The sequence below is a fragment of the Porphyromonas crevioricanis genome (assembly GCF_900167225.1).
Classification (GTDB): Bacteria; Bacteroidota; Bacteroidia; order Bacteroidales; family Porphyromonadaceae; genus Porphyromonas; species Porphyromonas crevioricanis.
The window spans coordinates 1-24,994 of record NZ_FUXH01000006.1 but is presented as its reverse complement, the minus strand read 5'-3'; the positions used below and the strand labels follow the sequence as shown (position 1 = coordinate 24,994).

Below are 24,994 nucleotides of genomic sequence, written 5' to 3'. Positions count from 1 at the left end.
TGAGGAAAAGACGCAAGGGTGGAAAAACTATTTGCCTCTCCAGAAAATTAGTCGAGTGAAAAAGATTGTCTAAGCCAGCAATACTTATACCATCTCTCAATATTTTAGTCAATCGCGGCTGCACACAGACTGTTTGGGTTAGGCATAGACCAAGTCCTCCTATCATGGAAAGTAGAAGAAAGACATTGACTCTGACACTGCTCTATAATACAAGAAAATAATGGCAAGATATACAGGACCTAAAAGTAAGATTGCACGTAAGTTTGGTGCTCCTATTTTCGGACCGGATCAGGTTCTTTCTAAGAAGAATTATCCTCCCGGACAACACGGGAACAATCGTCGCCGTAAGACGAGTGAATATGGTCTGCAGTTGCGTGAAAAGCAAAAGGCTAAGTACACATATGGTGTATTGGAACGCCAGTTCCGCAACATGTTTAAGAAGGCTCAGCGTAGTAAGGGGGTAACAGGTGAGGTGTTGCTTCAATTGTTGGAACAACGCTTGGACAATGTCGTCTATCGTTTGGGGATTGCACCCACCAGAGCTGCAGCTCGTCAATTGGTGACTCACCGCCATGTAATTTTAGATGGTCGTGTGATGAATATCCCTTCTCACTTTGTTCAACCAGGTCAAGTTGTTGGAGTTCGAGAGAAGTCTAAGAGCTTGGAAGTGGTAGTTGATGCCCTTGCTGGATTCAATCACAGCAAGTATCCTTGGTTGGAGTGGGACGAATCTAGCAAGAGTGGCAAGATGTTGCACATCCCCGAGCGCGCAGATATTCCTGAAGAGATTCGTGAACAGCTCATCGTAGAATTGTATTCTAAATAATCCATAGTACCATGGCAATATTAGCATTTCAAAAACCCGACAGTGTATTGATGATGGAGGCTTCGGACTCCTTCGCGAAGTTTGAGTTCCGACCATTAGAGCCCGGCTATGGCATTACTATTGGTAATGCTCTTCGGCGCATATTATTGTCCTCCTTGGAAGGCTTTGCTATTACATCGATCAAGATAGAGGGGGTAGATCATGAATTTGCTACTATTCCGGGTGTATTGGAGGACGTCACCAATATTATTCTTAAGCTTAAGCAAGTTCGTTTCAAACAGCTACAACCGGATGTTTCCGAGGAAACCATTCGTCTTCAGATAGAGAAGAAGGTGGTTTTCAAGGCTGGGGATATGAATGAGCAACTTACCGGATTTACTGTGTTGAATCCTTCCCTTGAGGTTTGTCATCTAGATCCATCAGCTTCTATGCAGATAGAGTTGACAATTAAGAAGGGACGGGGCTATCAGTCTGCTGATGAAAATCGATCTGATTCAGATGAAATCCACACGATTGCAATTGACTCTATCTATACGCCTATCCGCAATGTGAAGTGCGTGGTGGAGAATTTCCGTGTGGAGCAGAAAACGGACTTTGAGAAGCTCTTGTTGGAGGTAAGTACAGACGGTAGTATTCACCCGAGAGAGGCTCTCAGCCAAGCTGCCGGGATTTTGATCGAGCATTTTGCTCTCTTCGCTGAGAATAATTTCTCTGTAGTCGAAGAAGCACAGGTTAGTGAAGAAGCTGTTGAGTTGAGCGAAGAGGATATGGAGATGCAAGAGATTTTAAATCGACCACTTACCGAGTTTGACCTCTCTGTTCGTGCCTTGAATTGTCTTCGAGCAGCAGATGTAGATACTATGGGTGATCTGGTGAAATGTACGAAGGCAGATCTGCTCAAGGTTAGAAATTTTGGTCGTAAATCTCTGACTGAGCTTGAAGAACTTTTCGAGAAGTGCAATCTCTCTTTTGGGATGGACGTTAGCAAATATAAGTTAGACAAAGAATAAACCCTCAAAACAATGAGACACAATAAGAAAGTACCTCACTTGGGTCGTACTAAGAGCCACCGCGAAGCTATGCTTTCAAACATGGCCACCTCATTGATCATGCATAAGCGCATTTTCACTACAGTGGCTAAGGCTAAGGCCCTTCGGGTATATGTAGAGCCGATTATTACAAAATCGAAGACAGACTCTACTCATTCTCGTCGTATGGCATTTGCCTTGTTGAGAAATAAGTATGCAGTGAAGGAGCTCTTTGGAGATATTTCTCAGAAAGTGGCTGATCGTCCTGGAGGATATACTCGTATTATCAAGACCGGTTATCGTTTGGGTGATGCTGCGGCCATGTGCTTTATCGAGCTTGTGGATTATAATGCACACATGGCTAAAGAAGGAGCTGATGCCAGCAAGCCAGCGGCTAAGCGCACACGTCGCTCTCGTGCGAAGAAAGCCGAGGCTCCTGTTGCTGAGAAACAGGAAACTTCAACAGAAGAGTAACAAAGAGATACAACAGAGAAGAACTACTTCGTTGAACAAAGGGAAATTCTCTGTTGCACTTGAAGATTTGAATAGAGAAGAGGGTTGCAGGATAGTTGTCTTGCAACCCTTTTTCTATTTTTTGTGCTGAGTTCTAGAATAGTGACGTGTATCGAAAATTATTGAAGTCCAATAAAAAGTTTTGGAGACCTTAAATAGTTTGCAATCTCAGTGGCAGGTAGTTAAAAGAGGACTTTTTTCGCAGTAAGTCTCTCTTGTTCATGTTGGGATCAACTGTCTGATAAGGAACCTTGCAAGCTCAAGCTAAAATAGAGAAATCATAAACTCTTTATTATCCTTCGAGATTGATACTTATATAAGTATCCCATTATCCTCTTTTTGAAAGATTGAAGGATTGGCTATCTGATAAAACGAGATGCAAATTGAGAGTCTTGCACGAGATTCTTTCTCTTGCATGCTCAGAGCCTAAACAGACTAAGTAAAAAAGCAGCAAATAGAGGGTGTTGAATGATGTTGGAATATGGGATCAGTTGTATTGGAGATCTACGGAGACTATTCTATCGATACGTCGGTTCGATCTTAGGAAACACATAGCAGAGACAACAAGTAGCTGTAATTCTAGACCTTCTATGATCCTTGGGATAGAAGGGGGGGCGGAAGTACCTCAAAGAGGGATAAAAAGCCTTCTGAAAGCCGTATAAATGCCGGAAAACGCGTGTAAATAGACTTTATATATTTCCTTTATATCGAACTCATGCTATTGATATATTAGTATAGAGCCAATTAGGCATAAAGCCGTTGGCAAAAGGCTTATCTTTGCACAGATTAGACATTCAGTAATAAGCATATGGGATTGTTTGGCTTTTTCAATAAAAAGAAAAAGGAAACCCTCGATGAGGGCTTAAGTAAGACCAAGACTTCTGTATTTGGTCAGATTGGTCGTGCTATTATAGGAAAGAGTACGGTAGATGATGAAGTGCTTGATAATCTGGAGGATATACTCATCACTTCCGATGTTGGTGTAGATACGACTCTGACTATCATCAAAAGAATTGAAGAGCGAGTGAAACGAGACAAGTATGTCTCTACTTCGGAGCTTACCGGCATTTTACGAGAGGAAATTGCAGCGCTGCTTAGTGAAAACGGTACAATCGATGGAGATCGATTTGAGCTACCAACTCAATCTCGCCCCTATGTGATTATGGTCGTAGGAGTAAATGGTGTAGGTAAAACGACAACCATAGGCAAGTTGGCTTATCAATTCAAATCACAGGGAAAGAAAGTTGTATTGGGGGCCGCCGATACGTTCCGAGCTGCTGCTGTGGAGCAATTGCAAATATGGGCGGATCGTTGTGATGTCCCGATCGTGAAACAACAGATGGGATCGGATCCCGCTTCTGTGGCCTTCGACACACTCAGCAGTGCCGTTTCCAACAACGCTGATGTGGTGTTGATAGATACAGCTGGACGTTTGCACAATAAGGTTGGTCTGATGCAGGAGTTGAGCAAAATTCGTCGTGTAATGCAGAAAATCATCCCAGATGCTCCTCATGAGTGTCTGTTAGTTCTCGATGGCTCTACAGGGCAGAATGCCTTTGAGCAGGCCCGGCAATTCAGCATTGCCACCGAGGTCAATGCTTTGGCCGTAACCAAACTTGATGGGACAGCCAAAGGAGGAGTGGTAATAGGTATATCCAACGAATTTAAGATACCGGTAAAATACATCGGTCTGGGTGAAGGGATAGAGGATTTGCAAGTATTCCGCAAACGTGAGTTTGTCGATTCTCTCTTTGGCGAATGAAGCGAAACAAAGTAGACGTAATCACCCTCGGATGCTCCAAAAATTTGATCGATTCAGAGCGTCTGATGCGCCAGTTTGCATTGAATGGTTATCGTGTGTCTCACGATACGGCACAGCCTGATGGAGAAATTGTTGTGATCAACACTTGTGGTTTCATCGATGCTGCCAAGGAAGAATCCATTGAGACGATTCTCACGGTTTTGGATCTGAAGAAGCGAGGTCGTGTCGGAGCAGTCTATGTAATGGGATGTCTGAGCGAACGCTACCGTGATGAATTGGGGCAAGAGCTAGATGGCGTAGATCGCTGGTATGGGAAATTCGATTGGCCTCAGCTACTCAGAGACATAGGGAAGGCCTATTACGATAGAGAGGCAACTACCCGTATGCTTACAACGCCGTCTCACTATGCCTACTTGAAAATTGCCGAAGGTTGCGATCGCAGTTGTTCCTACTGTATCATCCCAAAAATCACAGGAAGGTATCGTTCTCGCCCCATGCAGGAGATTTTGCAAGAGGCCGAAAGACTGTCGTTAGCCGGAGTGAAAGAGCTACAACTGATAGCCCAAGACCTCACCTATTACGGAATGGATTTGGATGGACATCGAGCCTTACTCCCCGAATTGCTAAGGCAACTTGTATGCATAGATGAAATCGAGTGGATCCGCCTACACTATGCTTACCCACACCACTTCCCATATGAGTTATTGGACGTCATTCGGGAAGAACCCAAGATTTGCAACTATCTGGATATAGCCTTGCAACACATCAGCGATAGAATGCTCAAACAGATGCGCCGAAATATCTCTTCCGCTGACACTTATAACTTGCTCCGAAAAATAAGAGCAGAGGTGCCAGGCATTCATCTGCGTACAACACTTATGGTTGGACACCCGGGTGAAACGGAAGAAGATTTCCAAGAATTGCTGCAATTTGTTCGTGACATTCGTTTCGAACGCATGGGAGCCTTTATCTACTCGCACGAAGAGGGCACTTGGTGCGATCAACACTATCAGGATGACGTCCCCAACGAAGTTAAGATAGACCGTCTCGACAGGCTTATGGCTCTGCAAGAGGAGATTTCCCTCTCCATCCAGCGTTCTAAAATCGATACCTCTCTGAAAGTCATAGTCGATCGCAAAGAAGATGGCTATGCAGTGGGGCGCAGTCAATACGATTCTCCGGATGTAGATCCCGAGGTTTGGATCACTGAATATCCGGGAAAAAATCTTGAGATAGGGCAGTTTGTTACCGTTTCTGTGACCGATGCGACAGCCTTTGAGTTGTATGCAGAACCTATAGAATAGACTCCTCATATACGTGTAGCATTTTGGAGAGCAATAGCCTACAACACGAGCTTTGGCTCAATCGTCTTTCTGCAGCATCATATCTGCCGGTATCGCACTCGGAGCTGCTGATATCTTGTCTGTGCGAACAGCTGAAAGTCCGGTTGGAGAGAGGTGAATCCATTAGACAACAAGGACTGGGATACTGGGAGAGCGAGACAAAGGGAGAGTTTGTTGCACTGCTACCCGATGGCAAAAGAATATTGCTTCCCCCCCGTGTTCATCTGCGTCTCTGCTCAAAGCCGAGCAAAAGGCTCTGTCCTGATGAGCAACTCGTGCGAGCCTTGAGTGAGACTTCGGGCTTGCTCCTTGATGTTTGCCAACGCTGGTGGAATATTTTGGGAGAGTTGCTTCTTCGAGATTTAGAGCTGGAGAGAGTTGTTGTTTGGCCCGAAATAGGACTCTTCAGGGCACAAGAGGGAGAGATTTGTTTTGAGCCACAGGGGGAGGTATGTGAGTATTTAGATCGGGCTTTCTCTGTATTTATCCCTGTCGAGCTGCATGAAAAGGCGGAGTTGGATGACACACCCTCTTTGCCATTCGAAAGTATAGAAGAAGCTCTGCAGCGTTGTTCTCTTCTGCGAAGAGAGGACGAGAAAGAGGAGTATTCCATTGATGAAAGCTCCCGGGAGATACCCTTCGATAATTCTCCTGAGCAGCAGCCAGAAGAGAGAAAGATAGCCTTGCCACACACTGAAGTACAAATGGAAGAAGAAGAGATATTTACACATCCGGAGGAGCCGGAAAGAGAAACGCCACCCACTGACTCTATCGAGCATCCTCGGAAAGGAAGTAACCTTGTGAAAAGTCAATGGGTATGGATTGCCTTGGTTCTTCTTTTAATTCTGTTGTTGCTTTCTGCCCTTTTTCTTTTCACTTCTCAAGGAGAAAAGAAAAAGGGCGAAAACCTCCCCAACCAATCTATCATACCACAAGAAAAATCGAGGAAAACAACCTCAACCGATACGGTTGCCATGCTTGCCGCTAACCAGAATCTAAAACCGGACAGTGATACAATGAAATCGGCTTCTCTTGCTAATGGAGAGACCAAAGAATCTACCATATCGACTTCCTCGACCACTTCCAATATCATAGAGACTTCTCAGTCAACGGAAAGGCATACAGAAAATGCGCATTGGGTGCGTATCCAGCCGGGAGAACGCCTCAATCAGATCGCCCTTCGAGAGTATGGAGACAAGGCTTTTTGGGTGTATATTTACCGGGCCAATAAAAATCGCATATCCAACCCTGACAGAGTACCATCGGGCTTGAATATCCGTTTACCTCGTATAGGGGAGTATGGTCTTACCCGCACGGACAGCGTGGGCGTCTGGCAAGCTCGCCGAGCCGAACAGGAATGGAATTTGAAGAAAACAAAACAAGAATAACGCATGAATGCAGCGGTAGATATAAAAGCAATTACTGCTCTGATAGAGAAGCATAGTCCAATCGTAGACAACCTGCGCAGGGGAATGCAGCAAAAGATTGTAGGGCAGAGTCATCTGATAGATTCTCTATTGGTAGGTCTTCTGGCCGATGGCCATATTTTGCTTGAGGGAGTACCCGGTTTGGCCAAGACTTTGGCGATCAAAACTCTTAGCTCTCTGGTACAAGCCGATTACAAACGCATACAGTTCACACCGGACCTGTTGCCTGCCGACCTCATCGGTACCATGGTGTATAGCCAACGCAATGAGGAGTTTCAGGTCAAGCAAGGACCCATATTCAGCAATTTTGTGTTGGCAGATGAGATCAATCGAGCACCTGCCAAAGTACAGAGTGCTCTGCTCGAAGCCATGCAGGAAAGACAGGTGACAATAGGAGAAACAACTTACAAACTCCCCAGCCTCTTTTTGGTACTGGCAACACAGAACCCCATAGAACAGGAAGGAACTTACCCCTTGCCAGAAGCTCAGGTCGATCGCTTCATGTTCAAAGTCCTGCTCGATTATCCGCACAAGGAGGAAGAAGCTCTTATTATACGGAGCAATCTGAGTGACCAGATCTCTCGGCCTGTATCCTCGGTCGTATCTGTGGAAGAGGTGATGCAGGCACGACAGGTTGTGCACTCGGTCTACATCGATGATAAGATCGAACGCTATATCGTAGATCTCGTCTTTGCTTCGCGCTATCCTGCCGATTATGGAATGGAAGAACTTGGCCGTATGATTACATTCGGTTGCTCTCCGAGAGCCGGGATCAATTTGGCTGTTGCAGCTCGGGCTTATGCCTTTCTGAATGGTCGTGGCTATGTCTTGCCAGAGGATATTAGAGCGATCGCCCACGATGTGCTAAGGCATAGAATTGGGCTTGGCTATGAAGCGGAGGCCGCCAATCTGACCGCTGATGCAGTAGTCGATGAGATCGTAAACAGGGTGGAGGTACCCTAAAAAGTTTTTCTCCCCGAATGAAAAAGCTTGGGACTGAAGCAATAGACCTGCTTAGGCGGGTTCGCCGTATCGAGATCAAAGCCAAACGACTCAGCAGAGAGGTGTTCGCAGGCTCTTACCAGTCTGCATTTCGAGGGCGTGGTATGGCTTTCAGTCAGGTACGCCCTTATGCTGTGGGAGATGATATCAGAGATATAGACTGGAATGTCACAGCTCGCTATCACAAGCCTTTTATCAAAGAGTTTGATGAAGAGCGTGAGTTGAGTGTAATGCTATTGGTCGATATGAGTGGAAGTCTCCTCTTCGGTACAATAGACGAGACAAAGCGAGAGTTAAGCACGGAGATTGCTGCAACTCTAGCTTTCTCTGCTATGCAGGGGAATGACAAAGTGGGGGCTATTCTCTTTTCCGATAAGGTGGATAAGTATATTCCGCCACGCAGCGGTCGTAGTCATATCTTGTACATCATACGTGAATTACTCAGCTTTGAGCCAAACTCTCCCCGAACGAATATTGCAGCCCCTCTCATGGCCCTTCGAACTGTCGTAAAAAAGCAGTGTACTGCATTCTTGATAAGCGACTTCATGGCGGAGCCTTCTTCCTACGAACAGTCTCTCGGTATCGTTGCTCGCAAGCACGATATGGTTGCTATACGCGTATATGACAGACATGATACGGCCCTTCCCTCAATGGGATTGGTATTGATGCGAGATGCCGAGACGGGAGTACAACGCTGGATAGATAGCAGCAGCAAAGGAGTAAAGAAAGGTTTTGAGCAATATCATCATCGTATAGCATCGGAGCGCAAGACTTTGCTTGACAAATATCATATAGATCGGATGGAGGTACATACAGGGGAGGATTATGTACCACCCATGATACAGTTATTCAGGAGAAGAAAGTGAGTAGAACAATACATTGTCTCAATAGGATCGCTCTGTCTCTGATACTCATTTTCATTGTGAGCATGGGAGTGGAGGCACAACGACTGGGGATAACAGCCGAAACAGACCGATCGGAGATGCTCGTGGGAGAGCAGGCTGCTATCGATTTGGTTGTGCGTACTGCCGACATTTCCGGAACTCGTATTATCATCCCTCCGGATTCATTGCAGCAAAACTTCGATTTACTCTCTTATCAGCCTGTAGATACGACAGAGTTGGGCGATGGACTATATGAGCTGTCAGCCCGTATGGTCATCACCGCTTGGGATAGCTGTTTGCTGGTTGTCCCTAAAATACGGGTTGTATGTGCCGGAGAGGAAGCTGAGGCCGGGCCATTCGTCATCAAGGTGAACGAGCCTTCGGTCGATATATCTCGCCCTGATTCTATTGCCGATATCAAAGCCCCATGGCAGGTAAAACTAAAAGTCGGCGACATTCTTACCCTTATCATCAGGCATCCCCTTTTCTACATTTTCCTGGCACTTATCCTGCTAAGCCTATTGTTCCTCCTCTGGCGCAGATACCAAAAACGAAAGGCATTGAGACTACCGGAAGTCTCACCAGCATATGTGCCAACGGCATACGAGCAGAGTAAAATACGTCTTGAACACCTCGATAGGGAAGCCGAACATTACTCTCCCAAAAACTTCTATACCGAACTTCTCGATGTATTGAGAATATACTTGGTAGAAGTCAGCGATATTCCTGCCATGGAAATGCTACCGAAGGAGTTGAGAGAGGCAATAGACGCTTCTTTTGAATTGGAAACGACAGCATTAGCCGATGTACAAACCGAAGCCAATCTGGCCAAATATGCCAAAGGAGAGTTTGCCATAAATCGCATGCGTGCAGCCATAGTCCCTGTGACAGACATGTTGGATCACATCAATACGATCCTGATCGAGAGAGAGAAAGCTGCTACTCTCCCCCAACGAGAAAAGGAGGCGGAGGTATGAATTTCGCTTTCCCTTCTTTCCTACTGCTGCTACTGCTATTGCCCCTTTTGCTGTATTGGTATATATGGCGCAGACAGAAACAACATGCCTCTCTGTTCCTTTCTGACCTTAGTCCCCTACAGGGGTTATCCGCAGGGTTGAGAGTAAAACTCAGACATCTGCTCTTTACTCTCCGTTTATTAGCCTTGGCTTGTCTGATCGTTGCGTTGGCACGTCCTCAGAATCGCAATAGTTTTCGCAAAGACACTGTGATGGGGATAGATATCATGATGGCAATGGATATTTCGGGGTCAATGCTCGCTATGGACTTGCAACCTAACCGAATGGAAGCTGCTCGAGATGTCGCCCAGCGTTTCATCAACAACCGTCCTACAGACAATATTGGGTTAGTTGTCTTCTCGGCCGAGAGTTTCACTCAGTGCCCTCTCACCACAGACCACAAACAGTTGCTCAACCGCTTGGAGGAAGTCAAGCCCGGGATGTTGGAAGACGGCACTGCCATCGGTCTTGGGTTAGCTACAGCTGTAAGCCGAATCAAAGACAGTAAAGCCAAGAGCAAGGTAATCATCCTGCTCACTGATGGGATAAATAATGTAGGGGATATATCTCCTCTTATGGCGGCCTCTTTGGCCAAATCTTTCGGAATACGTATCTACACAATCGGAGTCGGCACGCAGGGAGAAGCTCCCATGACTGTGAATACCCTCTTTGGCCCCAGAGTGCAGAATGTACCGGTAGAGCTGGATGAGCCTACACTCACAAAAATGGCAGAAATAACGGATGGAAAATACTTCCGGGCCGTGGACAATGAGAGTCTGGCCGAGGTTTACCATGCAATTGATGAACTGGAGAAAACGAAAATCATAAGCCGAGAAGAGACCGGCTACGAAGAGTTATTCTCTTTTTGGGCTGTGGCTGCTATACTGCTTCTTTTAGTCGAATTTATTTTGCGCAATACCTATTTGCGCAGTATCCCTTAAACTTCGATAGCCATGATTGGATTTGCCTCTCCCTATATTTTATATCTATTGCTTTTACTGCCATTACTGGCTGCTCTGTGCTATGCTTCTTTTTTGAGGCGTCGCTCTCTTGAGCGTCGCTATGCAGATATTCCAAGAATCAAAATGCTCAAGCCGGAGGCTTCTACTAAAAGGCGACTGTGGAAAGAGGCTTTCCTTCTGCTCTCGATGATTTTTCTGATCATAGCAATTGCTCGGCCAAGAATACCCAAGCCGACAAACGAAAACGAATTGGGCAGAGGATATGAATTGATGATCGGTCTGGATATTTCCAACTCGATGTACAGTACTGATGTATCTCCGTCTCGCTTGGACTTTGCCAAACGTATATTGAACAAACTCTTCGATGAGTTGCATGGCAACAAAGTCGGCTTGATGGTTTTTGCCGGCAGTTCGTTTACCCAAATCCCTATCACCACGGATCTGTCGGTTGCGAAAGAGATGTTACAAGATGTCGATCCTGGAATGATCTCCAATCAGGGTACCGCTATCGACAAAGTGATAGAGGCCTCTTCTGCCTGCTTCGGAGATAATGAACTTGTGGGTAAAGCTATTCTTCTACTTACGGATGGCGAGTCGCAAGAAGGGGATGCCAAAGTTGCTGCGGAGAAAGCTCTCAAACAGGGGATTCGCACCTTTGTAATCGGGATTGGATCGACACAGGGAGGTATGATCCCTATGGGAGACGAGGTGCTGAAAGCAGAGGACGGCCAACCCGTGCTCACCCGATTGAATGAAGAGATGTGCCGAACAATAGCAGAGGCTGGAGACGGTATCTACCTTGTCGGGAGCAATGCGAGTTCTATTGCCCGTGCAGTGATCAACCGTCTCGACAAATTACCAAAGGCGGACATCCATATGCCTTCTGGAGCTTCTTACTACGAAATTTATGCCTATCCACTCGCTTTAGCTTTCCTCTGTTTGCTGATCGAATTTTTTATACAAGAGCGCAAGAGCCGTTTCTTCTCACGATTCAAACTCTTTGATAGATGATTTTCCGGCACTATCCTATACGTCCTATCTGCACAATACTGCTGTGCATCTTATCCGCCTCGACATTGTGGGCACAGCAGTCGGTTACGTTGCTTAGCCGATCCGCCTTCAAGGCTTACTCTCGGCAAGACTATCAACAAGCTGCGGAATATTACCGGCAGGCTCTTGCTGTGGACAGTACTTACACTCCGGCTATCTACGGCTTAGCCGCCTCTCTCTACAGCGAAAGCAAGTATGAAGAAGCCACAAAGCAACTGGCACGACTAATTGACAACGACCAGTTGTCTCAGAGCCGTCAGGCCGATGTGATGCACAATATGGGCAACCTGATGATGCGCAGCAAACAGTACGACAAAGCCGTAGAAGCCTATAAGCAGGCACTCATACGTAGACCTCAGGACGATGAGACACGCTACAACTATACTTTGGCCAAGAAACTTCTGGAGCAAAATCAACAACAAAACAAGCAACAGCAAGAAGGGCAAAATGAAAATAACACCAATGCACAGCCTTCTCCACAGCAGACTCCACCACAGGACGGAGAACGCCAAAATGATCCGAAAGAGATAGACAAAGAGCGTGCAGAACAGATATTGGATGCCTTCAAGCAAGACGAAGAAAAGACACGCCGCCGGATAGAGATGCAAAAACGTGAAGAAGCACAACGACAACAAACCAAAGGCAAAAAGAATTGGTAATGTATCGCGATAAACTTATCCTCCTATTATTTATCTGTTTCCTGCCTATCTGCCTTTTTGCCCAGACCAGTTTTACGGTTTCGGCTCCCTCTTCGGTAGAGCTTGGGCAGCAATTCAAGGTTGTATTCGAGTTACGCAATGCTTCCGAAAAACGCTTTTCGGCACCCAAGTTCGAGGGCTTCGACATTCTTTTTGCTTCATCCGATGTTGCGATGATCCGGGAGAACAATAGGACAGAGACCCTTAATACGCATACTTATGTACTGCTCCCCAAAAGCAAAGGCAAGTTTACGATAGGAGCTGCTACTGTCGTTACGAGCGACAACAAAAGCTTGCGTACAAAAGCGACACAGATTGCAGTAGTAGATAAGGGACGCAGTAGCCGGAATACAGATCACGGTGGAAAGACTGCCGAGGCAACAGAGGAGCTCCCGACTTTGGGGGCACAGGATGTCTTTGTCCGTATCGAGCTGAATAAATCTAAGGCTTATGAGCAAGAAGAAGTTATTGCCACCTATAAGTTGTACATAGATCCCAAGTTGCGTCTTCGTCAGGTGGAATCAGTGCGTTATCCGGAGTTTGAGGGCTTTGTTTCTCAACCTGTCTATGATACACCGGAGCGTGGATTTGTGATAGAGAAGTACAACGGGCGATACTACAATGTGGTATTCCTGCAGCAATGGGTTGTCTTGGCACAGCGTCCCGGGCAACTGAATATTTCACCGGCTGAGATAGAGGTCGAGGTCTCTTTGCCACGAAAATTGAAGAGCACCGGAGACCCGATGCAGGACTTCTTGAATGCATCTCGTGGCGGTTACTTAAATTTGAAAAGACATCTCAAGACCTCCCCTGCTGCATTGACTGTTATTCCTCTGCCTTTGCCCAAGCCAGCTGCTTTTGATGGAGCTGTGGGAGAGTATATGATCAAAGCTTCTGTTGATCCTCAACAACCTGCCACGGGCGAAGCTATGACGGTACGTGTAGAAATAAATGGGCGTGGCAATATTAAGCTCTTGAAAGAACCCAAAATACAATTCCCCGAGTCTTTTGATACTTATGATCCGAAAGCAAAATCCGACATACAAGTTTCTGCAGGAGGCAGTACAGGCAGCAAAGTAATAGAGTACTATGCAGTGCCGAACAGAGTAGGGAGCTACTCTTTGCCTCCAGTAGAGATGGTCTTTTTTGATCCTGCGACAAAAAAGTACAAGAGGATTGCCACGGACCCTATTCAGCTAAAGGTGAAAAAGGGGAAAGAGCTTGCCCCAGCCGTTGCCGGTTCTTCTGCTCCAAGAGAGAATGTGCGACTACAGGGGCGTGAGCCTTCTCTGCCAAGGTTTGAGATTGATGGATCTACCATTCTTCCCGGATCGGCTTTCGCTTTCAGTCCCCTCTACTGGTCTTGTTATCTACTGGTTTTGTCATTGGGAGTCCTTTGCTATTTTCTGGTGAGACAAAAACGAAAAATGGAGGCCGACATCGACGGTACTCGCAAACGTCGAGCTGCCAAGCTGGCTCTTGAGCATTTGACCAATGCCCGAAACAGGATGCAAGCCGGAGAAGAGAGAAGTTTCTACGATGCTCTTCTTACTGCGCTGTGGGGCTATCTGGGAGACAAACTGTTGCTGCCTCTTTCCGACCTGAAGCAGGACAAAGTAGAAGAAAAATTGCAGGCATATGGAGCCGAAGTCTCTTTGATTGCTCGTTGGAAGGCTCTGATTCAGGAATTGGAGTTTGCGCGCTTTGCCTCTGTAGATACGGGCAAAAAGATGGAGGACTTTTATCAAGAAGCTGCTCAATTGATCGATCTAACTGAAAAAGTGAAAGTTCAGCCATGAAAACTAAATACCTGCGCTCCCCTCTCATCGCTTTCTTTATGCTTCTTCTTTGTGCTTCACATAATACGATTGAGGCACAGAGAGATAGTCTCCTTTCTATAACTCTTCCGACAGCCGGCCACGTCTTCGAGTCTGATTCTATACCTCAAACCGAGCCTGCTGCCCCGCACGAATTGTCAGCGATCTTCTCTTCGGACAGTTCGGCTTATGCCTATTATGCAGCAGGCCAGTATGAGCGAGCAGTAAAAAGCTATGAGCAGTTGCTGCAGAATAATCCTCATACAGCAGCACTCTACTACAATCTGGGTACGGCTTACTATCAAACCAAGCAGTATGGGCTTTCTATTCTTATGCTCGAGCGTGCCAAACGCTTGAATCCCTACGACAAGGATATTGCCAATAATCTCTCTTTGGCTCGCAGCAAAATAATAGATGCAACAGAGCCGACTCCCCTTTTCACTGCCTATTTGCTCGACCGGGTAACTGGCTTTTTGGGGCTGCGTATGCTTATTGCGATGGGCCTGTTTACGGCGGTCGTGTTTGTCGTTGCCAGTTTGTTTTTCCTACTCGGACGGAACCGCAAAGAAAGACGCATCGGTTTTTATGTCGCAAACCTGATGTTATTTTTTTCTTTGCTGTTCAACTTACTGTCTTGGTACAATTATCGGAACTACCGGGACAACAGAGATGCGGTTGTACTGTACCCACAAGTCGAACTCAAAACGGCTCCGGATCGCAGTTCTACCACTATTGCTCTCCTCCATGAAGGAGCCAAACTGCATTTACGCAAAGCAGGTAAGGAGGGCTGGTATGCTGTGAAGAGTTCGGATGGCAAGAATGGCTGGCTATTATCTGAGGAGGTTGGGCTTGTTGTTCCCCAAGAATAGAGATTTTGGCCGGATGTCTACATTTTGCAGTGATTATCTTGCACTATTAAGGTGATGTGTTTTGTAAAATTTTGGCTGTGACAAAAAGCGAAGAAATGGAGAGGAAATAGGTTGTATCTACGAATAGATATTTTCTGTTTCATATACTAAATTTCGACCCTCCAGAATACCGATGAATAGGGTATTCTGGAGGGTCGAAATTTTCACAGGAGAGAAATTTTGCTAACACAGGAGAAAAAGTTTCCTCTCACAGGAGAGAATTTTTGTTCGCTCCCGTGTTAGCCAAAAACAACTCCTTAGCAGACCGAAAAAGAGCAAAAAAACTGACCTCAGAGAGCCTGATTTAAGCAAAAAAACGAGGCCAAAAAAGAAACGTAAAACCAAATAGTAAAACATATCTTAAAAGGCTTCTCTCGAAGGGCATTCCAATTCTTTTGAGAAATTGCAGAGAGTCATCAATATCCCCTACAAGCTTGCAATTGGCAATGGAATATGCAAAAAAACAAAGCTTTGGTATATGATTGAATAAAAAAGTATCTCCGCAAAGGTAGAGGAACTTTGTCTCAGTTATTGGATGTTTATAATATGATTGCCTATGAAAAAGAACAAGTTACTGTTGTTATTCGGGCTGCTCTTAACTGTTTCATGTGCGTATGGGCAGGGTAAATACCCTACTTCTTTGGTTATCAAAAGGCTTGAAAACAAGTCTACGCAGGTCTTTTATCTGCACCAACTGCACAAGATTACCTTTGAAGCAGGCAAGATGCAGGTAACAATGCAGAATGGGTGATCTCTTCCGGAGAATGGACTTTACCCTCTCAAACAAATTGAGAAGTGTATCTTCTCCACCGATCTACAGAGTACTGATACCGAAGTAGTTCTTCCGATCAATATTGCTTACTCTTGTTATGAGGATGGAAATAATCTCAAATTCAATGGATTGGATATGCAAAAGTCTTATGCCCTTCGCATATTTGACATAGCGGGTGTTCTCATGTACTCAGCAGAGCATTTCCAACCCTCCCAGGCTATTGATATTTCTTCTTGGGCCTCCGGTCATAAGTATTAACAACCAATCTATCCTCCCGATAGTCCTAACCTGCCTTTCGAGATTGGAGATAATGAATTCACTTGGTCTAACTTGACCCCCAACACTTCTTATTATGCTGTTGCCATGGGTATGAATGCGGATAACGAATGGGGTAAGTTGACAAAAGTTGAGTTCAAAACCTTGGCGTCAAAATCTGCACCGATTACTCCCAAGAGCAAATCGGGTGTTATCAAGAGAGATGCAAAATGAATCCATGCAGGATGCCGTGTTTTGCAAGATCCGGTAGGAAGGTTGCAAAATAGCCTTTGAGGAACTTGTGCAACAGTCCCTCTGAACCTTAAATAGAAAAAGACCATCACATAGCCTAGCAAAAGGAGTGTATTTCTCCTTGCCAAGCTATGTGATGGTCTTTTTTGTGGAGAGCTACCGGTGGACGACCGGAATATTGCTGCTGAAATGCTTTACTCTATAACGATCACAAGGGTTCGTCTCAGAGGTGCCCACTTGTATATAAACTCTGCATGAGAGGAGTTGTTACGTACACACATGTGTGAGCGAGGGGTCGTGCCGAGAGTTGGGCTGTGCTCTTTGATCGGATTGTCTACTCCTACCACCGGGATTCCATGGATGTATGCTCCATTGGTGAAACGAGAGGCATAAGGTGCATACCCTTCGATTTCTCTGGTTCCATCCTGAAAGTAGTGCATCCGCCTCTTTTTTTGTTGCAGGAGAAAGATCCCGAGAGGGGTCTTTTGGGCATAGGGTGGCTTGAATCGCCCTGTGGTGGCCGGGTTGGTACTTCGTATAAGCCAATTGCCTGGAGATTCTCTTTCCAGAGTTGCAATATTCTGCTGGATCCGGTCTACAACCACTATATGCTGGAAGCTTGTGCTGTCGGGTAACTCCCGAATATAATTCTTAGGCACAAGCCATTGTCCTTCGATAAGTATTGGCTCTATGAGATAGTAATCTTCTTCTGTATCCACGATCTTGGCCAGAGTGCCATCCTGTCCATAGAGTTTGGGAGAGCTGATGTCTCCTGTGGGCGAATAAAGAGGGACTGATTGAAAGCGTTCTATTCCCAGGCTGTCTGTTATTCTGTTGTATTCATTTCGGGTATAGTTGAGGATAGTGGGAGCCTCCCCATTGATGTTTTTGTAATTCTCGAACACTACCCATTGGACCGGTTTTTGCTGCATATTTTCGATGAAAGCCAGCTTGTCACAGATAGCTTGCCATTGAAAGGAGCGTACAGTGTCTCGATAGGGATAAGTGTCTTCCAATATGTATTTGTCGAACAGTAGCTCTCGGCGGAGTTGTATGTCTTGGGCTGTCAGGAAAACGGGTTCAGGTTCTTTTTTTTGTTCATTTATAGCGATGTCGTTTGGCGAATTTTCCAAACTTTCTGCAGGGATAGAGTCCTGCATCGTTTCGGTCTCACTTGTTTTTTCTCGAATGCAAGAGAAGAGAGATAGAAGGAAAATTAGAATGGAAATGGAAGACAGCCTGTATTTCATGTCAATTTTGTGTTCAGTGAAGGAGGAGTAGATTATTTATAGATTGTAGAGGGTGTTTTAAGTAGAGACTTCTCTTTTTATTCTCTTGTGTAGGCTGTGTCATTAGTAGAGTGAAAAAAAGCCGCTCCGGACTTATCCAAGAGCGACTTTTGTTTTAGGGAATACAGCTTGCATATTGCCTGTCTGACAACTTTTCAGCTTCAATATGTCTTTGGCTGGCTGGTACTATTCGTCTGTTTGATCTATGCGTTCGTCTATCATTTTTATTTTTTGCTGCATCAATCGTATATCCTCTTCCAGACGTTCTTTCTTGCGATTCATTTCATTGAGCAAGGCATTGCCTCCTTTGCTGTCTGTGGAAAGGAAACCTAAGTTGTTGGAATAAGTTTGCAGCTCTTGTTTCATCCTATCCAGAATGCGCAACATGCGAGTCCTTTCGTTGAAAAGTTTCCCTTTGTTGCCTTCGCCCATTTCATCAAGAGTTGAGCCATAGCCCTCTAGGCGCCTGTTGTTACGGCTGACACGCAATCTATCGTATAGCTTGTCAGTGATTACCCGATATGCCTTTTGTACCTTCTCCTTGTCTTTGAAAGGAACGAAGCCCACGGAGCGGAACTTTGCGGTGAGTTCGGCCAATTTGTCTCTGGCTATTTGTTCGTCTTGCTCCTCTTCGAGTGCCTCGAGTTGGGCTATGATGTCCAACTTGAGTTTAAGGTTTTCTGCCCATGAAGCTCCACTTTCGGCATTTGCTTCCTTCTTGCGGTTGAAGAACTTGTCGCAGGCTGTACGGAAACGGTGCCAGATGGCATCACTTTGCCGACGATGTACCGGCCCAATCTCTTTCCATTTGGCTTGCAATTCGGTGAGTCTGGCTGTGGTGCCTTTCCAGTCTTCGCTGTCTTGCAGGCTTTCAGCCTCCTCTGCCATTTCTTTTTTCCGAGCATAATTCTCCTCATACTCTTTCCGCACTTTGGAGAAAAACATACTCTTGGCTGAGAAGAATGCGTCGCAAGCACCGCGGAACCTCAGGTAGATCTTTTCATTCTCTTTCTTGGGGGCGAAGCCTATACTCTTCCACTCGGCTTGTATTTGCAGCACCTGTTGTGTGGCTTGTTCCCACTGTTTAGGAGTTGTCAGCTCGTCTATCTTTATCCCCTCAACTTTTTGGCAGAGCGTGTCTTTGTGTTCCAGATTATCATTTTCGGCAGCCTTGAGCTGGTCGAAGTACTCTTGGTGTTTTTTATTGATGACAGAGGATGCAGCCTTGAAACGAACCCAAATGCTTTCCCGCAGATCACGAGCTACGGGTCCTAGATCTCTCCACTGTTTGTGCAAGTCTTGTAGCTTGCGAGCAGCTTGTACAATATCTTCGAGCTCGGAGAGGGATTCGGCCTCTTCGCAGAGAGTCGTTTTAGCTTCCAAGTTTTTTCGGAAATCGTATTCTCTGAATTCGTCGTTGATTTGCTTTAGGTCGTAGAATTGCTCTACCAATTTGTTATAGCTGTTTTGTATCTCATTGACCTGTTGCTCGGGTATCGCCCCCAAAGCATCCCAGCTCTCACGTATTTGGCGGAAGTCGGCTACGATTTTCCCAAATTCGTCGGTACTGCTAAGTAGTTCGCCGAGTTTGGTTAGCAAGTCTTGCTTTTTCTCAAGATTTTGAGCCTTGACAGCTTCCTCTTCTTCTTTCACTTTTTGGTATCTCTCTCGGAAGCTAGCCAAAAGGTCTTTCAGGCGTTCTTCGTGCACCTCTATCTTTTCGCTCAGGTCTTGCAAACTTTCTCCCCCCTCCTCATCCTGAGATTGAGGAGCTTCGAGTACTTGCTGCTTACGTCTGTAGAAGGCTTTTTTGTAGGCCTCTACATCGGTGCGGGCTGGTAGCTCTTCTGCCTGCAGCAAGACGGCCAAAGCTTCTACCAGCTCGGCTGCATTCTTGTCATTGAGCGAAGTCGTGTCCGCGATCGCACTTGTTGGTTGCAATGATTTCTTTTCCTGATCGGAGCCTGCCTGTTGGAGCTCCTGCTGAGAGTTTGTTGGTGTTTCCATAAAAGAACCTTCCTTGTTTTTACCAGCCCACCACGATCCCCCTCGGTCTTCATCGGTTGGATTTGATGGAGGGAGCTATCCCGATGGAAATGGTGTTACTATTCATGACCTCCACAAATTTAGCCATTAATCTTGATAAATGTATACAAAGAATGCTGTGGGGCGATTGGCTGATAAGAGCAAGCGTCCTGCGCATTGGCTTTTGAATCTTTGTATCCTTGATTTTGATCGGAAATGTGAAGTTCATTTAATTTCAACAGAGTAGGAGATAGCTCTGAAAGATCCGATTGACTGGATATTTTATCCGCTTGTGCATAAATATTTTTGTTCTTTTTCTTTGAATTGAAGATGGCAAAATGAAGATTTGCATTATTTCTTTTATCGTCTATCTTTGCAAGGTGAACGTATTGTTTGACCTTGTTTTTATTGTTGGAGCATTGATTTGACAATTGTGGTTCCCTTTCTTTGTTCTTGACAAAATTCTTGGCAAGGTTTTGTGTTTAATTAATTAAAATGACATGAGAAAATTACTATTAGGGAGATTGCTTCTCTCTTGTGCTGTCCTTTTTTCGGCGGTCAATTTTTCGGCTTTTGGGCTGGAAAACTCTTCTCAGACTACAGCCGCTCCAGTTGTTATGATGGAAGAATCTGGACAAACTGTTATCCTCTTCCTCCCAGGTCCTTTTGATATCCCAAATGCACGGTTTTATTGGGATGATGGAAATGTTGGCCAGGGACCAAAAGAATTCGAGGTTGGCGAGAAAGCAAAGTACTTGATCCATCTCAAACCTGGTTATGAACTTGAGTGGCTAAAACTCGGAGAGGTCGCTCTCAAGTTGAGCAAAGTGGGTGATTTTGTATACAGAACTGAGCATACGGTAAGTTTGGCAGACAAAGGCCAGTCGCTCACGGCCGAAATTAAAAAGACTGCCGATGCAGAGTCTATCTTCATTGTAGAGGAAACACAATCAGTGGAAGATGAGAGTGATAGTCAATTTGGTGATGATATTGAGGCAAATTTGACTGGAACCAAGAAGACCCCTGGTTATAGGTACGTAAAACTTGGAGATAAACTAGAGGTTACTTTCAATAAAGCCTATCCTTTCCCTCATGGATGGAGCGTAGTGGTGAAAGCTGGTGATGTGCAAATCAATCCGGATGCAGAGAAGAGATTCCGCTTCGCTGTTTCGGAAAACATGATCAAAGAGGAAAAGTTGGTTGTAAGAACAACTTTTACTTATGACCCCAATGTAGAGCCTCCTCAAAAGCATCTGTTGACAATACAAAGTGGTGTTAAGAATGGTAGATTGTCAGTTAAGGATGTAGATAATAGGACAATCAAAAATGGAGCAACGTTGACAGAAGGGACCGATCTTTTTCTTTTGGCTAAGCCTAACCAAGGTTACACTCTGGACTATGTGAAGGTGAATGATGTTGCGCTTGAAATGACTCCTGCAGGAGATGGCTTCGAGGGTAGTTTTAGTATATCCGAGCCTACTACGATAACTTATGCGTTCAAACAAAAGACCGAACAGCCACAAGAAAAGGTCACTGTGACTTATGCAGCTCCTCAGAATGGACAATTCTCTGTGAAGAACGGCTCAGATGCAGTTGTTACCGGTTCTACTGTGGACAAAGGCTCTACTCTTTCTTTGACAGCCGTAGCTGATGAAGGTTATGAGCTGGATAAGGTAATGGCTGGCGAAATATCAGTAGCCATGACAGCTGGAGCTGATCGTACTTATACAGGTACATATCAGGCTGATGCCAATGTAACCTTTGTTGTTACTTTTAAGGAAAAGGTGATCGAAACGGTAACTATCAACTATGCTGCACCTGATCATGGTGCATTCACGGTTAAGAATGGAGAGGCCGATGTTGCCAATGGCTCTACTGTGGAGAAAGGTTCTACTCTTTCTTTGACAGCTGTAGCAAACGAAGGTTACAAGCTGGATAAGGTGATGGTTGGACAAACCGAAGTTACTATGACACTTGGTTCTGACCGCACTTACACCGGTACCTACAAGGCTGATGCAGATGTGACATTTGTTGCTACTTTCAAAGCTCATTCATCGCAGATGTTTACTGTGACGATAAAAGAATCAGATAATGGTGTTATTACGCTCAAGAAAAAAGGAGGAGAAGACATTGCTTCCGGAGCTCAAGTTGAAGAAGGAATAGTTGTGTCCGTAGTATCGACCCCTAATGAAGGTTACATATTGAAAGAGCTGAAAGCGAATGAAGAAGATATTCTTGCTAGTAAGGAATTTGTAGTCTCTGCAAATACTGAAGTTTCGGCTGTGTTCTCTAGAGGATATAAGATTACTCTCAAGGAATGTGAGAATGGTAAGGTTGTGATTTTGAATAAGGGTATTGATCCTAATGCTGTACCTAAACAGACAATTCTTTTCGTAAGAGCAATTCCTGATGCTGGTTATAGACTGAAGACTTTGCATATTGGCCAGCTCTCCAGCGCAAAGGAGATTTACAGTTTCTATGTTAGTAAGAGCTTGGAGATTTATGCCGAGTTTGAGCAAGGGGAACCTGCAGCTCCGGAAGATGGTTTCTTGCTCGAACCAGAGATTGAAGGACAGGGAGCCATTGCAATAGAGGTAGACGGGGAGGAATATAATAGATTCCCAGTTTTGGATTTGGATGAGGACAAGTCTTGTGCTATCCGTGTAACTCCTGCTGCCGGGTGGAAGCTTGCTGAGTTGACTGCAAATGGTGTTGATGTACTGGAAGTCAAGACCTTCAAGGTCAAATTGGGAGAAAATAAGATTTTTGCCAAATTTATCCCTGGTGAAGGAACTAAGTACACAGTTACGATTGCTCCTACCGAGAATGGTACAATCGCCTTGAAGGATAGAACCGGCAAGGATATTGCTTCCGGTTCTCAGGTATTTGCCGGCACGGAGTTGGTGGTAGTTGATACTCCTGCAGATAAGTACAAATTAGACAAGCTGATGGTTGGAGAAGAGGATATCACTAGAACAAAGAAATTCGTTGTGAATGCAGATGTTACTGTAAGAGCTGTTTTTGTTAACGATGGAGCCTCTGAAACAGTTGCTGCATTTGGTCTTCGTGTTTATCCTAATCCGGCGTCCGACTATGTATTGGTGCAGGGAGAGGCTCTTGCTAACGTGCAGCTCATCTCCCTTGATGGACGTGTAGTATTTGCAACTCTCGCTGATGCAGAAGGTTTCGTGCGTATCGACCTTGCTTCTATTGCCAATGGCACTTATGTGCTTGTAGTAAACGATAAGGCTACTAAGCTCGTGGTGAAGTAAGAGAGATCTTGCTTTGATATTTTTCGAGATGGGGCATCGGAATTGTAAGTTTCGATGCCCCATTTTTGTGTTTATAGTCAATGGAGTTCTGCTTTTTTTGTGCCACAGAGTTGTTTTTATGGACTTGCTTTTTTTTGAACACTTGTGGGATGCTGTGATTTAAGAAAAAGAGGGCCTGAAAGGGAATAATAAGATGGTTATGTGAATAGAAAGATCTGAATATCAAGGATAAAAAGAGAATGCGAAATTGATTGATACCTTTAATTTTATTTTTTTAGAACATTGCTAATCTCAACAGTAATACTTATCTTTGGCAAAAGCAGTTGGACGCCCTCCTAGAGATTATTCTCGTTTTTTTCTGAACAAGGGCGTTCCCTTTTATCTTTTACTTCTCGGGAGAGTTTTTTTGAGTGTTTAATTAATAATTTGTGGTATGAAAAGATTACTGGTTTGGAGGTTAATCCTCTCTGCAGTTGTCCTATTCTCCATGCTTGGTTTTCTGTCCCCTCTTTCTGTAGAGGGACAGACTACTTATTATGCAATTACTCTTAATAAGGAGGGGAGTGGGACTGTCAAATTTACATCCGAAGGTGTCGATATCCCAGATATCACTAAGGTCGCCTCTGGAACCAATGTGAAGATTACCCTTCTCCCTGATGAAGGGTATGAGGTCAAGTTTGCTGAGTATATTGAGGGTTCTGCCTTTTCGGGTACTCCATTTGAAAGTGGAGACTTGGTCCGCATGTACAGCAACTTGACTGTAAATGTCAAGTTTGCACAAAAGCAAGTCCAGCCGATTCGGTTTTATCTGCCTGATGCTTTCTCCGTACAGAACGGAGAACTTATGTGGGGAAATGGAGTAACGAGTGTTTCTCAGGAGTTTTCGCCAGGAGAGGAAATGCCTCTAGAAGCTAGAGCTGATGTAGGTTATGAGTTGGACTATATCAAGGTTGGTGATAAGCCAGTTCAAATGATCTATAGCGATGCTACTCAAACTTACAGCGGAAAGCATCTTGTTAGCGAGGAAGACAGAGGAAAAGACATTAGTGCTGCATTTAAGCGCAAACCGGATGCTCCTGCTTCTTATTACATAGAGTTGAGGGAGGAGCATGAGTATAATGGAGAGGACGATGGTTCCGGTGATGATCAATCTGCCAATATCAAGGGAGCCAAGATAGATGCATCTGGACGTAAATACGTGAATATAGGAGATCAATTGGAAGTTGACATCTTGGGCAAACTCCCCAATTGGTCTGTAAACGTCTATGTTAATCTCGAAGAAGTTATTCCGAACTTAGAGGGACTGTATAAGTTTCAGGTTGGCGAGAATATGATTTCGGAAGACAAGTTGAAGGTGAAAGTTGTATTCAAAGAATCTTCCGAAGACCCAGAACCTCCTCAGAAATATACTGTCACGATCGCCAAGGATGCAGGAGAAGGCTCCTTGTCTGTGAAGGATGATGAAAATTTTAGGCCGATACAATCCGGAGATAATGTGGCTGAAGGGACGGGACTGGTTCTCATAGCCAAACCCGATCATGGGTATACATTGGAATATGTGAAGGTTAATGGGATATCGATAGTGATGGATCCAATAGCCGGAACTAATCAATTGGAAGGCTCTGCTACAGTGTCGGCTGCTACGAATATTACTTATGCCTTCAAAGAGGCTGCTGTAGAGCAAGTGGAAGTGTCTTTTGATGCTCCTGCGAATGGAACCTTCTCAGTTAAGAAAGGCGAAACTTATATTGAGACCGGCTCTACTGTGGAGACCGGCTCAGAGTTAACCTTGATAGCAGTGGCCAATGAAGGCTATGAGTTGGATAAGGTAATGGCTGGCGAAACATCAGTAGCCATGACAGCTGGAGCTGACCGTACTTATACAGGTACATA

The 24,994-nt window shown here is 45.1% G+C and carries 19 protein-coding genes; 17 read left to right on the top strand and 2 right to left on the bottom strand.

Going from position 1 to position 24,994, the window contains the following annotated elements; all coding sequences use genetic code 11:
• Positions 1-220 precede the first annotated feature (220 nt).
• From rpsD to B5D48_RS04530, 15 genes are all read left to right on the top strand, one after another.
• On the top strand, positions 221-826 hold the full coding sequence (rpsD, locus tag B5D48_RS04600) for a 30S ribosomal protein S4 (protein WP_023936886.1): 606 nt from the start codon (positions 221-223) through the stop codon (positions 824-826).
• Positions 827-837: 11 nt separating this feature from the next.
• Positions 838-1,836 (top strand): DNA-directed RNA polymerase subunit alpha, encoded by a 999-nt coding sequence (locus B5D48_RS04595; protein WP_023936884.1) that lies wholly within the window; start codon positions 838-840, stop codon positions 1,834-1,836.
• 12 nt (positions 1,837-1,848) lie between these two features.
• Positions 1,849-2,328 (top strand): 50S ribosomal protein L17, encoded by a 480-nt coding sequence (rplQ, locus tag B5D48_RS04590; protein WP_023941362.1) that lies wholly within the window; start codon positions 1,849-1,851, stop codon positions 2,326-2,328.
• Positions 2,329-3,175: 847 nt separating this feature from the next.
• Entirely contained in the window at positions 3,176-4,129 is a 954-nt protein-coding gene (gene ftsY / locus B5D48_RS04585; protein WP_023936878.1) for a signal recognition particle-docking protein FtsY, read from the top strand.
• Positions 4,126-5,433, top strand: coding sequence for a 30S ribosomal protein S12 methylthiotransferase RimO (gene rimO, locus B5D48_RS04580; protein ID WP_023936877.1), 1,308 nt, complete (start codon positions 4,126-4,128; stop codon positions 5,431-5,433). Before ftsY ends, rimO begins: the two co-directional genes overlap by 4 nt.
• Positions 5,434-5,456: 23 nt before the next feature.
• Positions 5,457-6,860, top strand: coding sequence for a LysM peptidoglycan-binding domain-containing protein (locus tag B5D48_RS04575; RefSeq protein ID WP_023936876.1), 1,404 nt, complete (start codon positions 5,457-5,459; stop codon positions 6,858-6,860).
• 3 nt (positions 6,861-6,863) lie between these two features.
• Positions 6,864-7,862 (top strand): AAA family ATPase, encoded by a 999-nt coding sequence (locus B5D48_RS04570; RefSeq protein ID WP_023936875.1) that lies wholly within the window; start codon positions 6,864-6,866, stop codon positions 7,860-7,862.
• Between the two features lie 17 nt (positions 7,863-7,879).
• Positions 7,880-8,767 (top strand): DUF58 domain-containing protein, encoded by an 888-nt coding sequence (locus B5D48_RS04565; RefSeq protein WP_023936874.1) that lies wholly within the window; start codon positions 7,880-7,882, stop codon positions 8,765-8,767.
• Entirely contained in the window at positions 8,764-9,762 is a 999-nt protein-coding gene (locus tag B5D48_RS04560) for a hypothetical protein (protein ID WP_023941370.1), read from the top strand. The genes B5D48_RS04565 and B5D48_RS04560 overlap by 4 nt, the downstream gene beginning before the upstream one ends.
• A complete protein-coding gene (locus tag B5D48_RS04555; RefSeq protein WP_023936872.1) occupies positions 9,759-10,742 on the top strand; it encodes a vWA domain-containing protein in 984 nt (327 codons plus the stop codon). The genes B5D48_RS04560 and B5D48_RS04555 overlap by 4 nt, the downstream gene beginning before the upstream one ends.
• Before the next feature lie 12 nt (positions 10,743-10,754).
• Positions 10,755-11,774, top strand: coding sequence for a VWA domain-containing protein (locus B5D48_RS04550; protein WP_023936870.1), 1,020 nt, complete (start codon positions 10,755-10,757; stop codon positions 11,772-11,774).
• Complete coding sequence (locus B5D48_RS04545) at positions 11,771-12,472, top strand: tetratricopeptide repeat protein (RefSeq protein ID WP_023936869.1); 702 nt, start codon at positions 11,771-11,773, stop codon at positions 12,470-12,472. The genes B5D48_RS04550 and B5D48_RS04545 overlap by 4 nt, the downstream gene beginning before the upstream one ends.
• Entirely contained in the window at positions 12,472-14,310 is a 1,839-nt protein-coding gene (locus B5D48_RS04540; protein WP_023936867.1) for a BatD family protein, read from the top strand. Before B5D48_RS04545 ends, B5D48_RS04540 begins: the two co-directional genes overlap by 1 nt.
• Positions 14,307-15,197 carry a tetratricopeptide repeat protein gene (locus B5D48_RS04535; protein WP_023936865.1) on the top strand — a complete coding sequence of 297 codons (891 nt, stop codon included), beginning with the start codon at positions 14,307-14,309 and terminating at the stop codon, positions 15,195-15,197. Before B5D48_RS04540 ends, B5D48_RS04535 begins: the two co-directional genes overlap by 4 nt.
• Before the next feature lie 595 nt (positions 15,198-15,792).
• Positions 15,793-15,987, top strand: a complete 195-nt coding sequence (locus tag B5D48_RS04530; RefSeq protein WP_023938507.1) for a hypothetical protein — start codon at positions 15,793-15,795, stop codon at positions 15,985-15,987.
• Between the two features lie 722 nt (positions 15,988-16,709).
• Here the strand turns inward: B5D48_RS04530 and B5D48_RS04525 are convergent.
• Together B5D48_RS04525 and B5D48_RS04520 are read right to left on the bottom strand one after the other, a co-directional pair.
• Positions 16,710-17,765 carry a L,D-transpeptidase gene (locus tag B5D48_RS04525; RefSeq protein WP_023938510.1) on the bottom strand — a complete coding sequence of 352 codons (1,056 nt, stop codon included), beginning with the start codon at positions 17,763-17,765 and terminating at the stop codon, positions 16,710-16,712.
• Between the two features lie 225 nt (positions 17,766-17,990).
• Complete coding sequence (locus B5D48_RS04520) at positions 17,991-19,811, bottom strand: DUF349 domain-containing protein (RefSeq protein WP_023938511.1); 1,821 nt, start codon at positions 19,809-19,811, stop codon at positions 17,991-17,993.
• Positions 19,812-20,329: 518 nt separating this feature from the next.
• Here B5D48_RS04520 and B5D48_RS04510 point away from each other — a divergent pair.
• Both B5D48_RS04510 and B5D48_RS04505 read left to right on the top strand, forming a co-directional pair.
• Positions 20,330-23,101 carry a T9SS type A sorting domain-containing protein gene (locus tag B5D48_RS04510; protein WP_078801683.1) on the top strand — a complete coding sequence of 924 codons (2,772 nt, stop codon included), beginning with the start codon at positions 20,330-20,332 and terminating at the stop codon, positions 23,099-23,101.
• A gap of 433 nt (positions 23,102-23,534) precedes the next feature.
• Positions 23,535-24,994, top strand: a 1,460-nt coding sequence (locus tag B5D48_RS04505) for an InlB B-repeat-containing protein (protein ID WP_143742807.1), incomplete at its 3' end; no start/stop codon positions are given.